Source organism: Pseudomonas sp. 9.2(2024), assembly GCF_039695385.1.
In the GTDB taxonomy this organism is placed as follows: Bacteria; Pseudomonadota; Gammaproteobacteria; order Pseudomonadales; family Pseudomonadaceae; genus Aquipseudomonas; species Aquipseudomonas paraglycinae.
The window spans coordinates 4,898,600-4,915,649 of the sequence record NZ_CP155585.1 but is presented as its reverse complement, the minus strand read 5'-3'; the positions used below and the strand labels follow the sequence as shown (position 1 = coordinate 4,915,649).

At 59.3% G+C, this 17,050-nt stretch carries 17 protein-coding genes; 12 read left to right on the top strand and 5 right to left on the bottom strand.

Annotated features, from left to right (window positions below; genetic code table 11):
• The first annotated feature begins 1 nt into the window (after position 1).
• A complete protein-coding gene (locus ABFB52_RS22100) occupies positions 2 to 556 on the top strand; it encodes a sugar dehydrogenase complex small subunit (protein WP_129974103.1) in 555 nt (184 codons plus the stop codon).
• A complete protein-coding gene (locus ABFB52_RS22095; RefSeq protein WP_102688149.1) occupies positions 553 to 2,187 on the top strand; it encodes a GMC family oxidoreductase in 1,635 nt (544 codons plus the stop codon). Before ABFB52_RS22100 ends, ABFB52_RS22095 begins: the two co-directional genes overlap by 4 nt.
• Positions 2,188 to 2,263: 76 nt before the next feature.
• Here ABFB52_RS22095 and ABFB52_RS22090 read toward each other — a convergent pair whose 3' ends face one another.
• Positions 2,264 to 3,634 (bottom strand): lysozyme inhibitor LprI family protein, encoded by a 1,371-nt coding sequence (locus ABFB52_RS22090; protein WP_129974102.1) that lies wholly within the window; start codon positions 3,632 to 3,634, stop codon positions 2,264 to 2,266.
• A 215-nt stretch (positions 3,635 to 3,849) separates the two neighbouring features.
• On the opposite strand from ABFB52_RS22090, the gene ABFB52_RS22085 reads away from it, so the two are divergent.
• The 4 genes from ABFB52_RS22085 (at position 3,850) to ABFB52_RS22070 (ending at position 9,049) form a co-directional block, all read left to right on the top strand.
• Positions 3,850 to 5,454 (top strand): tetratricopeptide repeat-containing response regulator, encoded by a 1,605-nt coding sequence (locus tag ABFB52_RS22085; protein WP_129974101.1) that lies wholly within the window; start codon positions 3,850 to 3,852, stop codon positions 5,452 to 5,454.
• The gene (locus ABFB52_RS22080) at positions 5,451 to 6,143 is read left to right on the top strand and encodes a HAMP domain-containing sensor histidine kinase (protein WP_085745115.1); all 693 of its coding nucleotides are present in this window, start codon (positions 5,451 to 5,453) and stop codon (positions 6,141 to 6,143) included. Before ABFB52_RS22085 ends, ABFB52_RS22080 begins: the two co-directional genes overlap by 4 nt.
• Before the next feature lie 219 nt (positions 6,144 to 6,362).
• Entirely contained in the window at positions 6,363 to 7,604 is a 1,242-nt protein-coding gene (locus ABFB52_RS22075) for a glutamine synthetase family protein (RefSeq protein ID WP_172829545.1), read from the top strand.
• A 68-nt stretch (positions 7,605 to 7,672) separates the two neighbouring features.
• Positions 7,673 to 9,049, top strand: coding sequence for an MFS transporter (locus ABFB52_RS22070; protein ID WP_102717800.1), 1,377 nt, complete (start codon positions 7,673 to 7,675; stop codon positions 9,047 to 9,049).
• Between the two features lie 59 nt (positions 9,050 to 9,108).
• On the opposite strand, the gene ABFB52_RS22065 is transcribed toward ABFB52_RS22070, so the two are convergent.
• From ABFB52_RS22065 to flgA, 4 genes are all read right to left on the bottom strand, one after another.
• On the bottom strand, positions 9,109 to 9,843 hold the full coding sequence (locus ABFB52_RS22065) for a flagellar brake protein (protein WP_007960322.1): 735 nt from the start codon (positions 9,841 to 9,843) through the stop codon (positions 9,109 to 9,111).
• Between the two features lie 95 nt (positions 9,844 to 9,938).
• On the bottom strand, positions 9,939 to 10,406 hold the full coding sequence (locus ABFB52_RS22060) for a flagellar protein FlgN (RefSeq protein ID WP_007960323.1): 468 nt from the start codon (positions 10,404 to 10,406) through the stop codon (positions 9,939 to 9,941).
• A 48-nt stretch (positions 10,407 to 10,454) separates the two neighbouring features.
• Entirely contained in the window at positions 10,455 to 10,781 is a 327-nt protein-coding gene (flgM, locus tag ABFB52_RS22055) for a flagellar biosynthesis anti-sigma factor FlgM (protein WP_007960324.1), read from the bottom strand.
• Between the two features lie 218 nt (positions 10,782 to 10,999).
• On the bottom strand, positions 11,000 to 11,761 hold the full coding sequence (gene flgA, locus ABFB52_RS22050) for a flagellar basal body P-ring formation chaperone FlgA (RefSeq protein WP_129974100.1): 762 nt from the start codon (positions 11,759 to 11,761) through the stop codon (positions 11,000 to 11,002).
• A gap of 82 nt (positions 11,762 to 11,843) precedes the next feature.
• On the opposite strand from flgA, the gene ABFB52_RS22045 reads away from it, so the two are divergent.
• From ABFB52_RS22045 to flgE, 6 genes are all read left to right on the top strand, one after another.
• A complete protein-coding gene (locus ABFB52_RS22045; RefSeq protein ID WP_007960326.1) occupies positions 11,844 to 12,776 on the top strand; it encodes a chemotaxis protein CheV in 933 nt (310 codons plus the stop codon).
• A gap of 47 nt (positions 12,777 to 12,823) precedes the next feature.
• Positions 12,824 to 13,651 (top strand): protein-glutamate O-methyltransferase CheR, encoded by an 828-nt coding sequence (gene cheR / locus ABFB52_RS22040; protein WP_007960327.1) that lies wholly within the window; start codon positions 12,824 to 12,826, stop codon positions 13,649 to 13,651.
• 241 nt (positions 13,652 to 13,892) lie between these two features.
• Entirely contained in the window at positions 13,893 to 14,300 is a 408-nt protein-coding gene (flgB, locus tag ABFB52_RS22035; protein ID WP_007960328.1) for a flagellar basal body rod protein FlgB, read from the top strand.
• Positions 14,301 to 14,303: 3 nt separating this feature from the next.
• Positions 14,304 to 14,747 carry a flagellar basal body rod protein FlgC gene (gene flgC / locus ABFB52_RS22030; RefSeq protein WP_007960329.1) on the top strand — a complete coding sequence of 148 codons (444 nt, stop codon included), beginning with the start codon at positions 14,304 to 14,306 and terminating at the stop codon, positions 14,745 to 14,747.
• 15 nt (positions 14,748 to 14,762) lie between these two features.
• On the top strand, positions 14,763 to 15,491 hold the full coding sequence (gene flgD / locus ABFB52_RS22025) for a flagellar hook assembly protein FlgD (RefSeq protein WP_129974099.1): 729 nt from the start codon (positions 14,763 to 14,765) through the stop codon (positions 15,489 to 15,491).
• A gap of 30 nt (positions 15,492 to 15,521) precedes the next feature.
• Positions 15,522 to 16,835 carry a flagellar hook protein FlgE gene (flgE, locus tag ABFB52_RS22020; RefSeq protein ID WP_085607420.1) on the top strand — a complete coding sequence of 438 codons (1,314 nt, stop codon included), beginning with the start codon at positions 15,522 to 15,524 and terminating at the stop codon, positions 16,833 to 16,835.
• Positions 16,836 to 17,050 lie beyond the last annotated feature (215 nt).

Sequence of the window (17,050 nt, the reverse complement as noted above, 5' to 3'; positions counted from 1 at the left end):
AATGGACACTTCAATGACGCACAAACACGAAAAAACTCAAACCGAAAGCTCGACTGGGCTCACTCGCCGCAATCTGTTGCGTGGTTCCGTGACGCTGGGCCTGGCCGCGATGATCGGCAGTGCGCTGCCCTGGCAGTCGGTGCTGGCAGCGCAGGTATCGGGCGACGATTTCATTGCGCTGTCGCAGTTTCTGGTCAGCCGTGCGGTCAATCCGGTTCTGGCCGATCGTTATTACGCTGCGCTGGACAAGCGCGCGCCGAATTTCTCGACCAACGTGATTGCCTTGAAGCAATTGATCGGCGCGCAGAGGTACCGGCATGTCGATGAATACCTGGCGCAACCGAATCCGGATCCATCGCTGCGGGCTACGGCCACCAGCATCATTTCCGCCTGGTATCTGGGCATCGTCGGTGAGCCGGCGGATGCGGAGCTGATCAGCTATTCCCTCGCCATGATGTATCAGCCCACTCACGGCATTCTCATCATTCCAACCTACGGTGGCGGCCCGGATTCATGGGGTCCCAAACCAGCAGTCATTCAGGACTCGACAGTATGAGCAGCGATCAATTCGATGCCGATGTGGTGATCATCGGCTCCGGTGTCATGGGCGGCCTGATCGCCACGGGCCTGGCCAAAGCGAACAAGTCGGTGATCGTGCTCGAGGCCGGTCCTCGGGTGAATCGCCGTGATGTGGTGGAAACATTCCGCAATGCCCCGGTAAAACTCTCGCTGGCCAATGCCAAGCTGCAGGGCGCCGGGTCGCCCTATCCGAGCCTGCCTCACGCGCCGTCGACCTACGGCGACTATTTGCAGCAGGTAGGGCCAGTGAAATACAACACTTCTTACTTGCGTGTGGTGGGCGGCACCACCTGGCACTTCGGTTCCTCGCTGTGGCGCATGCTGCCCAACGATTTTCGTCTCAAGTCGTTGTATGGCCGTGGTCGTGACTGGCCGATCAGTTATGACGAGCTGGAACCGTATTACGCTCGGGCTGAAATCGAACTGGGCGTTTCCGGTGTCGACGGCCAGGACGAAAGCGGGCAGGGCGGGGACGCCTATCCGCCGCGCTCGATTCCCTATCCGATGGAGGGCCTGAAGCCGAGCTACATGTTCAAGCGCCTCTCCGAATTGCTCAGCAAGGGCGGGTATAACCCGATCCTCGAGCCGAACGGCCGGGCAACCCGCCCCTATGGCAAACGGCCTCCCTGTGCCGGCAACAACAACTGCAACCCGGTATGCCCGATTGCAGCCAAGTACGACGGTTCGATGCATATCGATGAGGCCGAGCGCCATGGCGCCAAGGTGCTGGACAACTCTGTCGTCTACAAGATCGAGGCGGGCGACGACGGCAAGATCACCGCGATCTGGTACATGCGCCCCGACAAGACCAAACACAAACTGACCGCCCGGGCCTTTGTACTGGCGGCATACGGTATCGAGTCGCCGAAGCTGCTGTTGATGTCGACCTCGGAAAAGTACCCGAACGGGATTGCCAACTCCTCGGATCAGGTCGGGCGCAACCTGATGGATCACACCGGCATCAGCATGAACGTCATGACCAAGGAAGACATGTGGCCGGGCGAAGGGCCGACGCAATTGCTGGTCTATCTGAACAGTCGCGATGGCGCGTTTCGCAACGATTACCCGAGCTACAAGATCAAGGTGCGCAACACCGTGCCGACGTCGCAAATCACCTCGAACCTGATCGCCAAAGGCGTGCTGGGCTCGAAGCTCGATGAGCAGATCCGCCTGCAATCGGCGCGCTCCCTGAACTGGGCCGTCGATTTCGAAACCTTGCCGCTGCCGGAAAACCGGGTCACCCCGAGCAAGACCAAGTTCGACGCCATCGGTCTGCCGGTTCCCGAGATCTACTACAGCGTCCCCGACTACTGGCACGCCGGTAAAGAGAAGGCGCTGGAAGACTTCAAGCAGTTTGCGAAATTGCTCGACGCCGACATCCTCAGCACCGACACGGGCTTCCAGAACCGTCAGCACATCATGGGCACCACCATCATGGGCGATGATCCGAAAGACTCGGTGGTAGATCGCGATTGCCGCAGTCACGACCATTCCAACCTGTTCATCGCAGGCACGAGCGTCATGCCATCGTCCTCCTGCGTGAACCCGACGCTGACAGGTGCGGCATTGAGTATTCGGATTGCCGATGTGTTGGTGGCGGAGGTCTGAGAAGCGCCCTGAAGTGAAAAGCCCCACGCAGAGAAATCTGGGTGGGGCTTTTTTGTCTTTCGAAAGGCGCGAGGCTTTAGAAATTATCAGCTCCGCCTTCGGTTTTGCCGACTGACGTGCTGACCTGCGTGATGTGCCGGCGCCCGTTCACTGAATAACTGCGCTGCGGATCTTCGGACTCGGGTTTGCGCATCAACAGTAACGCAGGCAGACCGCTTTTTTCGTCGTAGGTACCGAACCAGTTGATCAGTCGTGCGACATAACAATCATCACCAATGACTACGGGGAAATCGGCGACAGGTTCGATCGCGTAGTAACTCGCGCCATAGCCGTAGTACTCCTCAGTGTCCTTGGCGGATGGAGGGATGGGGCAGAGTGGTGTTTTCTGCTGTCCCGTCATCCCCGCATGTGCGCCCAGACCGGTCACAGCTTTGGCGAGCACTTTCTGCAGGGACGGTTCCAGTTCGTAGGCTTTGTCGCTGTCCTCGATGTACTGAGTGTGTGGAACGGTCAGTTGGTAGTCATAGCGAACGCTGATCGTCGGCACCTGCCGGTTGATCTGCAGGGGATTGAGCAGGTAGACCTGATCTTCGCCGTAGCTGCCGTTCTGGTAGGCGAAATAGATTTTTCCGCGAGCACCGATCAGGTACACGGCCTGATTGGCACCGCGGTCATTGGTATAGAAAAGGACGCTGTCGTTACTGTTCTGAGGGGCAATCTCAGCCGTTCTCCTGATAAATCTGCTGTCGCCCCGACGCCAGGTTTCCGTGTAATGAAACATCCCGGTGCCGCCGGAGTAGGTTTCCACGATGAGGTCACGCTGGCCGTCACCATCCAGATCCATCAGGGTGTAAGAGGTTTGGCCGGACTCTGCGGTTCCCTTGATGTCGGATGCTTGCAGTGCTTTCCACTCGTCTTGCGTGACATCTTTGGGGATGGTCGTGGGGAAGAGCGGTTGCTCATCGTCATCCAGCTCGGCTGAAAACGAGCTGCCGACGTAGCCAAGGGTCAGAGAATTCAGCGCCCGCTCCAGCGCAAACTCCGGATTCTCCTTGCTCATCTCCCGAACCCGCTGCTGCAGATCCTCGATGACCTGTTTATCAATGTCGTCCGGTTTGTAGGCGACAGCCTCGATCCACTGCGCGTGCAAGACCTGCAAACGATCCTGATAACGCTGGCTCAGACAACTGGCCTCCTCGCCACATCGATCACGCTCCTGCAGCCACTGACGCTGAGCCTTTTTCACTTCGGCCTGCGCCGGTTCAGCCTTCATCAACTTTCGGTAAGCCGCCCCCATCTGCGCATCCAGCTCATGCAACGGCTTGTCCGCGCAAATCGCCTTCTCCACAGCACTCGCCGCCTTTGTGCAGTCCATTCCGCTCGCCAGTGCCTGCTGCAAAAACAGCAGCGCACAGGCCGACACGATGTAGCGTCCCTTGATGTACACGATGAATCCTTTGCCGTTGGAAGGTGAGAACCGCCGCGCAGGGTAATCCTTGCGCAACGAATCTTGAACCCTCGCTTCAAGAGAACCCCTGATCCGGCCGATAACCCATTCGGTGACTTCAGAGTCGCGCGAAATCGCTTGATAGCATTTGGCCGGCAGCTATCATCTGCGCGCCTGGAAATGGTCCATCCTCTTCAATTGCCTGGAAATCCTCGATGCTGTCGTATCACCAAAAGAGTTTTCTGATCGTCGATGATTTCTCGGATTTCCGCAGTTCCGTGCGTTCGATGTTGCGCGAGTTGGGTGTCAAGGATGTGGACACCGCCGACACGGGTGAGCAGGCGCTGAAAATGTGCGCGCAGAAGTCCTACGATTTCATCCTTCAGGACTTCCACCTCGGTGACGGCAAGAAGAACGGTCAGCAGGTGCTGGAAGACCTGATGATGGAAAAGCTGATCAGCCACGAAGCGGTGTTCGTGATGGTCACGGCCGAAACCAGTCAGGCGATGGTGCTCAGTGCCCTGGAGCACGAGCCGGACGCGTACCTGACCAAGCCGTTCAACCGCTCCGGCCTGGCTCAGCGGCTGGAGCGTCTGGAGCAGCGCAAGACCCTGCTCAAACCGATTCTGCAAGCCCTCGACCGTGGTAAACCGGTCGAGGTGTTCAACGCCTGCATCGCCCTGTGCAAACAGGACATCCGCTATTCGCCGCTGTGCCTGCGCTATCGCGCCGATGCGTTGCGCGACATGAACCAGAACGAAGCGCTCGAGCGTCTTTACGACAGCATCATCGCTGATCGGCCGTTGCCATGGGCGTTTGCCGGGTTGGGCAAGTTGCTGTTCAAGCGCGGGCAGGTCAGTCAGGCCAAAGGCGTTTATGAAAAAGCCCTGAAGGTCTTCCCGATGATGCCGGCGCTGTATGACGGCATGGCTGACGTGCTGGTCGCCGAAGGCGATACCAAAGGCGCGCAGCAAGTGCTGGAGGAGGCGATTCGCCTGTCGCCGCTGGCCGTGCGCCGTCAGGCGTTGCTGGGCAAGCTGGCGATGGCCAACGAAGATTTCGACACCGCTTCCCGGGCTTACCGCCAGGCGGTGAATCAGGGCGCGCAATCGCGCTTCAAGGATCCGGAAAGTAATCTCGGCCTGGCCCACGCGCTGATCAGCAAAGGCAGCGAACGCGGGCTCGACACCCGCACGCGTCTGGAGATCAACACCACACTGAGTGCGGTGGCGAAAGAAAACCCGACCGACCCGGGCCTGCAGATTCGCGCGCGTCTGATGAAGGCCACGAGCCTGTTGCTCAACGATGCCGAGACCGCCGAGAAGCTCACCGAGCAAGCGTTGATGCGCCTCGACGGCATGGAGCAGTTCATGAGCCCCGAGGCGGCGTTGCTGGTCGCCAAGCAGTTGCAGATGCTCGGTCAGGCCGAGGCGGGCACTTCGATGCTCAAGAGCTGTGCGGAAATCTACGGCGATGACCCGACGGTGATGAAAGACATCGCCAAGCTCACCGACGACCCGACTATTCTCAGCTCCAGCAACGCGGCCGCCGACCTCAACCGTCAGGGCGTGCGCGTGTACAAGACCGGCAACCTGGTGGAGGCCCGCGAGGTGTTCCGCAAGGCGCTGAAGATGCAACCGAAGAACATCAGTATCGCGCTGAACATGGCCCAGTCGTTGCTGCACGGCACCGACACCAATGTGCCGTCGGCGGAGCTGGAAGAATGTCGGGCCTGCCTGAAACTGGTGGGCATGATGCCCGATACCGACGCGCGTTATCCGCGTTATCAGAAGCTGAAAAGCAAGGCGTTTGGCGAATGAACCAAGACGAGCAGGCACTGGATTTTTCCACGGTGATCGCCTCCACCGTGCACGACATGAAGAACTCTCTGGCGATGCTGATGCAGGCTCACAGCCAATGGCTGGCGCGTCTGCCCGAGACGCAGCGCCAAGGGGCGGAGCAGGGCGTGATCGACTTCGAGTTCGCCCACCTCAACGGCATGCTGGTGCAGTTGCTCGGGCTGTACAAGCTTGGGGTGAATCAGATGCCGTTGCAGCCGGCCTATCACGAGCTGGACGATTTCATCGAAGCGCAACTGGCGGCGCATCAGGAAGTGTTCGCCAGTCGTGGAATCATCGCCACTTACGAAGTCGATCCGCTCAGTCCGCTGGGTTTCTTTGATCGCGAACTGATCGCCTCTGTGCTGGGCAACTGCATCAACAATGCGATCCGTTACGCCCGTGAATCGCTGCTGATCACCGTCAGCGACGAAGCCGGGCAACTGGTGCTGAGCATCAATGACGACGGCGACGGTTACCCGGCCGAAATGCTCGAGCGTCAGTCCGATTACGTGCAGGGCATCAATCACAGCAGTGGCAGCACCGGCCTCGGTCTGTACTTCGCCGGGCGCATTGCCGCGCTGCATCAGCGCAACGGTGTTGGCGGCCGGACCGAGATTCGTAATGGCGGCCCGCTGGGCGGCGGCGTGTTCAGTATTTACCTGCCCTGAATCACGGATTCATTGACCGGAATTCTTTTTGTTGGCTGCTGCTTGATATTCCGAACAGCCGAAGCCTATTTTGTCCGGGTCGCCGTTCGCGGCTCGCACAATAACAAGGATTGCGTCATGACAACCGATGGCCAGCGTTCACTCGCGCAGCGATTGACGGGCATTGATGAGATTGAATGTGTCACGCCGGATTTGAACGGTGTGCCACGTGGCAAGGTAATGACCGCCGAGGGCTTCCTCGAAGGGCGGCGTTTGCAGTTGGCCCGGGGGGTGCTGCTGCAATGCATCATGGGCGGTTATCCCGCCGCGAAATTCTATGGCAGCGATGACGGCGATCTGGCGCTGGTGGCCGATCCTGCGCAGATCCATCCGTTGCCATGGAGCGAAGAGCCACGGGCCTTTGCAATCTGTGATGCCGACGAGTTGACCGGCGAAAGCTCCAACCTGTCGACCCGTGGTCAGCTCAAGAAAGTCATTGCCCGCTACGCAGCTCTCGGTCTGGCGCCGGTGGTAGCGACCGAACTCGAATTCTTTGTGTTCGCCCCGAACACCGACCCGACCCAGCCGTTCCAGCCGCCAGTCGGTCTCGACGGTCGTCGCGAGGACGGTCACTCGGCGTTCAGCGTCAGCTCCAATAACGGTCTGCGGCCGTTCTTCAGTGAAGTCTATAAATGCATGGCGGCCCTCGGTCTGCCGCGCGATACCTTCATGCACGAAATGGGCGTCAGCCAGTTCGAGATCAACCTGCTGCACGGTGATCCGCTGTTGCTGGCCGACCAGACCTTCCTGTTCAAACACCTGCTCAAGGAAGTCGCGCTCAAACACGGTTTGACCGTGGTGTGCATGGCCAAGCCGCTGGCGCACACGCCGGGCAGCTCGATGCACATTCACCAGAGCATCGTCGAAATCGGCAGCGGCAAGAATGTGTTCAGCGATGCGGACGGTCAGCCGACTGCGATGTTCCGCCACTTCATCGGCGGGCAGCAGGCGGGCATGGCTGATTTCACCGCGCTGTTTGCGCCGAACGTCAATTCCTACCAGCGCCTGTGCCATCCGTTTGCATCGCCGAACAATGCCTGCTGGTCCCACGACAACCGCGCTGCCGGACTGCGTATTCCGGCCAGTTCGCCGGTCGCGCGTCGGGTCGAGAACCGTTTGCCGGGGGCCGATGCCAACCCGTACCTGGCCATCGCCGCGAGCCTGGCCGCCGGCTTGTACGGCATCGAGCATGAACTCGAACCAAGCGAAGCGATTCAGGGCGAGTTCGAAGTGCCGGACAATCTTTCGCTGCCGTGTACCTTGCACGCGGCGCTCGAACGTCTGAAACGCAGCCAGCTTGCAAAGGAACTGTTCGGCACGGAGTTCATCGAAGGCTACATCGCTTCGAAGACCATGGAGTTGACCAGTTTCTTTGATGAAATCACTCCCTGGGAACGCCGTGTTCTAGCAGCCCAGGCCTGACGACATGTCGCCGTCGGGCTATCGTTTGATAGCCCGATACTTACCGCAAGGAGCCGCTCGGAACGCCGATGCGCCAAATCTGGAAATCCTTTCGAGCGCTGTATTTCGCCTCGCTGATGATGTTGATCGGCTCGGGCCTTCTTTCTACTTATCTGGCTTTGCGTCTGGCTGCCGACCATGTCGACGGGTTGTGGGTCGGTGCGTTGATGGCGGCCAACTATTTCGGTCTGGTGCTGGGCGGCAAGATCGGTCACCGCCTGATTGCCCGGGTCGGGCATATCCGTGCCTACTCGGCGTGTGCCGGGATCGTCGGTGCGGCGGTGCTCGGTCATGGCCTGGTGGACTGGCTGCCGGCCTGGCTGGTGCTGCGGACCATCGTCGGCCTCGGCATGATGTGCCAATACATGGTCATCGAGAGCTGGCTGAACGAGCAGGCTGACGCCAATCAGCGCGGTCTGGTGTTCAGCGGCTACATGATCGCGTCGTACCTGGGGCTGGTGCTCGGTCAGCTGATTCTGGTCATGCACCCGGGCCTTGGCCTGGAACTGCTGATGCTGGTCGCGCTGTGCTTCGCCCTGTGTCTGGTGCCGGTGGCACTGACCCGGCGGATTCACCCGGCACCGCTGCACCCGGCGCCGATGGAGCCGCGCTTTTTTATCAAGCGCGTACCGCAATCGCTGAGCACGGTGCTCGGGGCGGGGCTGATCATCGGTTCGTTCTACGGTCTGGCGCCGCTGTATGCCTCGCAGCAGGGGCTGTCCACCGAGCAGGTCGGTCTGTTCATGGGTAGCTGCATTTTTGCCGGGTTGGTGGTGCAGTGGCCGCTGGGCTGGTTGTCCGACCGCTATGACCGGGCGCTGCTGATTCGTTGCTTTGCGTTGTTCCTCGCGATTGCCGCGTTGCCGCTGGCGATCCTGCCGCAGGTGCCGCTGGAGGTTCTGTTCGTGGTCGGCTTCCTCTGCTCGCTGGTGCAGTTTTGCCTGTACCCGTTGGCGGTGGCGTTCTCCAACGACCACGTCGAAGGCGAGCGCCGGGTGTCGCTGACGGCGATGCTGCTGGTGACTTACGGCGTAGGCGCCAGTATCGGGCCGCTGGCGGCCGGGGTGCTGATGAAGCTGTTCGGGCCGCAGAGCCTGTATGCGTTCTTCACCTTTTTCGCGTTGGTGCTGGTGTGGCGGATCCGACCTAAAGCCGTGACCAATCTGCACCAGGTGGACGATGCACCGCTGCATCACGTGGCGATGCCGGACAGCATGTCCAGTTCGCCGCTGGTAGCAGCGCTTGACCCGCGGGTTGACGAGCAGGTGGTGCAGGAGCAGATGCAGAATACGGTCGCTCCGGAGCCTGAACCTGAACCTGAACCAGAACCTGAACCAGAATCTGCCGCGCCCACCGACTCGACAGTCGAAGACGAGGGGCCGGACATCACTCCCGCCAAGCCGTGATCCGGGCATAAAAAAACGGGCAGTCACCGCAGTGACTGCCCGTTTTTCATGCCTGCCGATCAGAGATCGTCTTTATCGAACCGACGCGCTTCGCGCTGCAGTTGATAAACGAAACGCTCGACGTTCCGGGCCGCCGGGCCGCTGATGTTGTGAAAGCGCAGGCCGGCGAAGGTGATGTTGAGCTTTTCTTCGAAGTGCAGGTAACGCAGCTCGACCGATACCGGTTGGTTGCCGAACAGCGGTGCGGCGATCAGGCGATCATAGACCTGGCCCAATTGCAGGCGGTCGGTGATATCGCCTTCAAAGCGCAGCTTGCAACCCGTGGCCGAGATGTCCAGCAATTTGCCATCCAGCGGTGCCTTGAGCTTTTCGCCGCCGAGCACGACGCTGACCAGGTCGGTCAGTTTCAGTGCGGCGCGAAAGGCGTTGCGGCGCTGGTGATAAACCACTTCGGTGGGAAGGTCGCCGGTGTAGAAGCGGTCGCCGTCGGAGTCTTTGATGCTCAGCGTCCCTGTGCATTCCCAGGCAATGCGCACGCCATCATGAAAACCCTCAACCTTGAACGGTTCGCCTGCTTCCAGAAAACGTTCGCCGTCGCGCGGGATCATCTCATCAAGCTTGATCGAACCGTTTTCGCGATCGACTTCAATCAGGTAGCTCTGGAAGCGCTGGCTGCGCTCGTGGAACGTAATGATCAGCGGATCGTGGCTCTCTTGCAGCTGGCGCAGATTGCTGGAGATCTCCAGGGGCGTGGTGAGCACCTTTGGGGGCTGCGGAGCGTCATCGTTGGACACGTTAAATCAATCTCCAGACAAAATTTGACTACGACTGGCCAGTATTTTGCCAGCATGTTTCGCACGTTGATAGGGCGCAAGCATAGAAGAAAGCATCACGCCTGGCTGAGCGCGCGTGGTTTCTGCAGTTTGGAGAAGGTGCCGCTGGCATCGTAGAGCGCGGGAGGCTCGCCGCCGGTGAGGATTTTCAGCTGATTGGCCGTAGCGGCCTGCTGCATGATGATCGACTGGCCGTTCTTGACGTTGGCGGCCTGGCACTGGGCAATCAGGTCGGTCAGGACATCGCTCTGGCTCAGCAACTGATCGCCGATGCTCGACTGGCTGGCCAGTTGTTCCAGGCCTGCGCGGTCGAGCGACAGATTGAGACTGGCGAGGATTTCGCTGCGCTTGCGGCCATGCTGTTCGAGCAGAATGATCAATGCCTGTTTGCGCGCCAGAATTTCTTCCAGCAGAGGCATGTCGCGACCGTGCAAGGCGAGGGACTCGGTTTGCAGTAACTCCAGCAATTGTTGAGCTGGAGCAAAGTCGTCGGTGATCAGTTGCAATAAATTAGTGTCGTGCATGGCTGGCCTTGGGTTTTAAGCGTCCAAAAGCCTGGCGCTGACCGAGGCCTAGCGCTGGGCTTCGAAATTAAGCAGTTTGCTGGCTACACGGTTGCTGTCGACCTTGTAGCTGCCATCGGCAATCGCTGCTTTCAACTCGGCCACGCGGGCTTTATCGACGGCAGGCTGATCGCGCAGCTTGTCAGTGACCTTCTGCAACTGTTGAGCCTCATTGCTGAGGTGTACCGATTCCCCGCTTTTTGCGGTACTGGCCTGTTCGGCCGGGGTATTCAGCGGCGCGGAGGTGCCGGTTTCGGCGGTTTCCTTGGCGTTGCTGGTACGTGTACTGCCCGTAAGTGACGAGGAGCTGTTCAAACGGCTGAAATCGATGACCATGTTAAAAACCTCTGGGAATTTGGACGCTTGCCATGTTCTCGGCCATCCCCTGGAAAACTTTAGGCTCATTTAGCAATGAGCTTGCATGCGCCGTTGCAGATCCTGCTGCGGCACAGTTTAGGGAACAGCTCTGGTCAGCGCCAGTTTTCTGCTTGGGTACTCAGGGGCTTTTCAAATATCCGTTCATACAGCCGCTCACATCACCGCTACATGGCCGTTCACATGGCAACTTCCACCTGGCCCGGCGCGATAACCTGCGCCTTGATAACCCGTTGGGAATTGAGGTTTTTCACCCGAATCTGTTCTTTCAGGCCGCCGTTCGACAGGGCTTCGCCCGGCATGCGGACGGCGAGGGTGCCGCTGCGGGCGGTGATCACCACTTGATCGCCCTTGCGAACCACTTCCGCCTGTTCCAGATGCACCAGGGTGATGACTTGATCGGCTACCGTTGGTCGGGTCAATTTCTGGCCGATGGCTTCATCCACCGACGTCAGGAAACCCTGATTGATCGTGCTGACGTCGCGCTCGCGCAAGGTCACGTCTTGAGGCTCGATGATGCCGGCGCGTTTGAGTGGCCGCGTGGTGGTGACAATCTCGCGAAACAGGCGGACTTGAGCGGGCACGAACACCGTCCAGGGGGAGCTGCCTTCGCAGCGGACCTTGACCGTGACACGGCCCAGAGGGCGTGCCGGACTCTCCAGTGTCGCTGTCAATTCCTTGTCGCACATAGGCATGCGCATGCGGGGATCGAGCTGGTTGACCTCGATTTCATAACGGCCTTCCGTTTGACTGGTAGCCAGATAGTCTTCTACGGTGAATTCAAGAAAGCCCTGAGTGACGCCGATAAGCATGTCAGGCAAGGTAACCGCATCAGCACCGGCAGGGCTGCCAGCGAAAAAAAGGCAAACGGCGGACATCGCGCAAAGCCTTCTGCGGAGGGGAGATGTCAGGCGTCGGAAAAATGTCGTTTGAGCGTTCATACGAGTTAAAAAGCAAGCGCCGTGCCGTTTAGCAATGAATGTGCGTCGCAACAACACTTGGCGTTGGTGTAGGAGTCTGGGCATGGCTGGTGTAATGGATTCGGTGAACCAGCGCACGCAACTGGTGGGGCAGAATCGCCTGGAGCTGTTGTTGTTCCGTCTCGACGGCCAGCAGCTCTACGGGATCAACGTGTTCAAGGTTCGGGAAGTGCTGCAATGCCCGCAACTGACGCTGATGCCCAAGTCCAGTCCTGTCGTGTGCGGGGTGGCGAATATCCGGGGGGCGACCATTCCGATCCTAGATCTGGCGATGGCGACCGGCTCCGGTGCTTTGAAAGACAAGAACAGTCCGTTCGTGATCATCACGGAATACAACACCAAGACCCAGGGTTTCCTGGTGCGCTCGGTGGAACGAATCGTGAACATGAACTGGGAAGAGATTCATCCGCCGCCCAAAGGCACCGGACGCGATCACTACCTGACCGCTGTGACTCGGGTCGACAATCAGTTAGTCGAAATCATCGACGTCGAAAAGGTGTTGGCGGAAGTCGCGCCGACCCCGGAAGCGATTTCGGTCGGCGTGGTGGATGTCGAGACCCAGAGCAAGGCGTTGTCGCTGCGGGTGCTGACGGTCGATGACTCGTCGGTGGCGCGCAAGCAGGTGACGCGTTGCCTGCAGACGGTCGGTGTCGAAGTGGTGGCGTTGAACGACGGCAAGCAGGCGCTGGATTACCTGCGCAAGCTGGTCGACGAGGGCAAGAAGCCGGAAGAAGAGTTCCTGATGATGATCTCCGACATCGAAATGCCGGAGATGGACGGGTACACCCTGACGGCCGAGATCCGCAGCGACCCTCGCATGCAAAAGCTTCATATCATCCTGCATACTTCGTTGTCGGGTGTGTTCAATCAGGCGATGGTCAAGAAAGTCGGTGCCGATGACTTCCTGGCCAAATTCCGTCCTGATGACCTGGCATCCCGGGTAGTCGACCGGATCAAAGCAGCAGATATCAGCTAAGGGCCTTTTGCCCCTGGCGTTCAACACGATTTAAGAGGCGGCATCATTTGTCTACGGGTAATTTGGATTTCGAACAGTTCCGGGTCTTCCTGGAAAAAGCCTGTGGCATTTTGCTCGGTGAAAACAAGCAGTACCTGGTGTCGAGCCGTCTCAACAAACTGATGGAGCAGCAAGGCATCAAGTCCCTGGGTGAGCTGGTTCAGCGCATCCAGACCCAGCCGCGCAGCGGTTTGCGCGAGCAGGTGGTCGATGCCATGACGACCAACGAAACCCTGTGGTTTCGCGACACCTATCCGTTTGAAGTCTTGAAGAACAAGGTGCTGCCCGAAGCGATCAAGGCCGCTCCCAACCAGCGTCTGCGGATCTGGTCGGCGGCCTGCTCGTCGGGTCAGGAACCCTATTCGCTGTCGATGTCGATCGACGAGTTCGAGCGGACCAACATCGGCCAGTTGAAGATGGGTGTGCAGATCGTTGCCACCGATCTGTCCGGCAGCATGCTGACCAACTGCAAGACCGGCGAGTACGACAGCCTGGCAATCGGTCGCGGTCTGTCCGCCGATCGTCTGCAGCGCTACTTCGACCCGAAAGGGCCGGGGCGCTGGGTGATCAAGGCACCGATCAAGAACCGGGTGGAGTTCCGCTCGTTCAACCTGCTCGACAGCTACGCAAGCCTGGGCAAGTTCGACATCGTGTTCTGCCGCAACGTGCTGATCTACTTCTCCGCCGAGGTGAAGAAGGACATCCTGTTGCGCATCCACAGCACGCTGAAGCCGGGCGGTTATCTGTTCCTTGGCGCTTCCGAGGCGCTGAACGGTCTGCCGGATCATTACCAGATGGTTCAGTGCAGCCCGGGGATCATCTACCAGGCGAAGTGATCAAGACCGGCAACACCAGAAACGGGAGTCCTCAGGGGCTCCCGTTTTTTTATGCCTGAAGGTTTTGCCGGTGGCAGGTGGCGGCAGAAAAGCGGCATCCGGCGGAAACCGGTTGCCGCTTTTCTGGCATTGCCGCGTTGCCGGTTCCGCGCAAAGCCCCGTAATCCGGGGCTTTCTGAAACTGGCACGCCGCTTGCTATAACCCTGTTACGAAAAATCCGGTCACCTGAAGGTTCCCGACATGAGCATCAGCTTCGATAAAGCGCTCGGCATTCACGAAAAGGCTCTGGGCTTCCGCGCCCAGCGTGCCGAAGTGCTGGCCAACAACATCGCCAACGCCGATACCCCGAACTACAAGGCGCGGGATCTGGAGTTCTCCAAAGTGCTCGAAGCACAGAGCCAGAAGAACGCCAACGGCACCATCGCCCTGAACATGACCAACAGCCGTCACATCGAAGCTGAAGGGCTGGGCAATGGCGACGAGTCGCTGATGTATCGCACGCCGATGCAGCCGTCGATCGACCAGAACACCGTGGACGCCCAGCTGGAACAGTCGAACTACGCGGAAAACGCGGTCGGCTTCCAGGCCAGCTTCACCCTGCTCAACAGCAAATTCAAAGGGCTGGTATCAGCCCTGCGCGGAGAGTAATCCATGTCCCTGTCCAGCGTTTTCAACATTGCCGGCAGCGGCATGAGCGCCCAGACCACCCGCCTCAACACCGTGGCTTCGAACATCGCCAACGCCGAGACCGTCTCGTCGAGCATCGATCAGACCTACCGTGCCCGTCACCCGGTATTCGCCACCATGTTCCAGGGCGGCCAGAGCGGCGGCAGCAATTCGCTGTTCCAGAACCAGGATGCTGCGGGCCAGGGCGTGCAGGTCATGGGCGTGGTCGAAGACCAGAGCAACCTCGAAGCGCGCTACGAGCCGAACCATCCGGCAGCCGACGCCAAGGGCTACGTCTACTACCCGAACGTCAACGTGGTGGAAGAAATGGCTGACATGATTTCCGCGAGCCGGTCGTTCCAGACCAACGCCGAAATGATGAACACCGCCAAGACCATGATGCAGAAGGTACTGACCCTCGGTCAGTAATAAGGGGCGACTGCCATGAGTGTTACCGATACCACCAGCAGCCTGACGATGAACGACATACTGGCCAACTCTTCGAAGAAGACCAGTAGCACGACCACCGGCGGCATCGCTTCGGCCACCAACAGCTCGACCGGCGGCCAGGCCCTGGGCAAGGACGCGTTCCTGCAACTGCTGGTAACCCAGCTGAAGAACCAGAACCCGCTCGACCCGCAGGACAACAGCGCATTCGTTGCCCAGCTGGCGCAGTTCAGCAGCCTTGAGGGGATCACCACCCTCAACAGCACCGTCAGTTCGCTGGCCGGCAACTACAACTCGTCGCAAGCCCTGCAGGCTTCGTCGCTGGTCGGTCGCAACGTGATCGTGCAGACCAGCTCGGTACAGCTCGACGATCCGAGCAAAGGCATGACCGGTTCGGTCACCGTTCCGTCGTCGATTGCCGGCGGCACCGTCTCCATCACCGACAGCAGCGGCACCGTTGTTCGCACCATCGACCTGGGCAGCCGCGCAGCCGGCAATGCGAGCTTCACCTGGGACGGCAAGGACAAGGACGGCAACCTGGTGAAAACCGGTACCTACACCGTCAAGGCGAACGCCTCGATCAACGGCACCGCGACCGACCTGGCGACCTACCTGCCAGCCACGGTCACCAGCGTGACGATCAGCCAGACCGGTGGCGAGCTGATGCTCAACCTGTCCGGCAAGGGCACTGTTGCCCTGTCCAAAGTACAAACCATTGGTATATAGAGCCGACTAACCGGCACAAAGGAGTGGAATATGTCTTTCAATATCGGCCTTAGCGGTCTCTATGCAGCCAACAAGCAACTGGACGTGACCGGCAACAACATCGCCAACGTCGCGACCGCCGGTTTCAAATCGTCCCGTGCAGAATTCGAAGACGTCTACTCGGCGACTCGCCTGGGTAGCGGCAGCAAGGTCATCGGTAATGGTGTGCGCCTGGCCAACGTTTCCCAGCAGTTCACCCAGGGCGACATCAACAACACCGGCAACGTGCTGGACATGGGCATCAACGGTTCGGGCTTCTTCACCCTGAGCAACAACGGCTCGATCTCCTACACCCGTGCCGGTACGTTCAAGGTCGACAAGGACGGCTTCATCACCAACACCGACTACACCTCGCGTCTGCAAGGCTATGGTGTGGACTCCAACGGCAAGGTCATCAACGGCGTGTTGACCGACCTGAAGATCGACACCTCGAACCTGGCGCCGAAGTCCACCTCGCTGGTGACCTCGACCATCAACCTGAACTCGACCGCTCCGGTGATCGACGACACAGTGGCGGCCGGCAAGTTCGACCCTAGCAAGACCGAGACCTACACCAAGTCGTTCAGCACCCCGATCTATGACAGCCAGGGTAACTCCCACGTCATGGACCAATACATGGTGAAAACCGGTGCCAACACCTGGAAGGTCTACACCCTGGTAGACGGTCGTAACCCGGATGCTACCGGCAGCGATCCGAAAGTCACCGCACCTGTCGCTTCGACCATGACCTTCGACTCCACCGGTCAACTGACTCAGGTCAGCACGCCGCCTGCCGTGATCAGCAGCGACCTGAAACTCACTGGCTGGGTACCGGGTACTGTCACCAACGGCGTGTGGAAGGCCAACGGTGCTTCGGCGAACCCGGCTGGCATCACCATTTCGATGGCCAAGACCACTCAGTTCAACGCTGACACCGCGCGTTCGATTCCGACTCAGGATGGTTACGCGACTGGCCAGATCACCAACCTGACCATCGACGGTACCGGTACGCTGTTTGCCAACTTCAGCAATAACCAGAGCAAGGCCATCGGCCAGGTTGCGCTGGCGAGCTTCACCAACGAGCAGGGTCTTCAGCCGATTGGTGGTACCAGCTGGAAAGAGACTTACGCTTCGGGTATTCCGGGCTACGATGCGCCGGAGACCGGTACGCTGGGTTCGGTTGTTTCGAACTCGCTGGAGGAGTCGAACGTTAACCTGACCAATGAGCTGGTTGATCTGATCAAGGGTCAGAGTAACTATCAGGCGAACGCCAAGACCATTTCGACTCAGAGCACTATCATGCAGACCATTATTCAGATGACCTGATTTCTGGGTTTGGTTTTGTATGGGAGCCCCTCTTTTTGAGGGGCTTTTTTTTGGCTGCGGTTTGGGGTGTTTATCCGTTTCTGCGGGTGTTGCCGCTGGCGGTTTCGCCCTTACGGCGAGTCCCTTTTGCAAACGCCAAAAAGGAACCAAAAGGCTGGGCCCCGGCGTTCGGCACCTCGCTTTGGCTCGGTGTTCCTTCGTTACGGGATTCATCC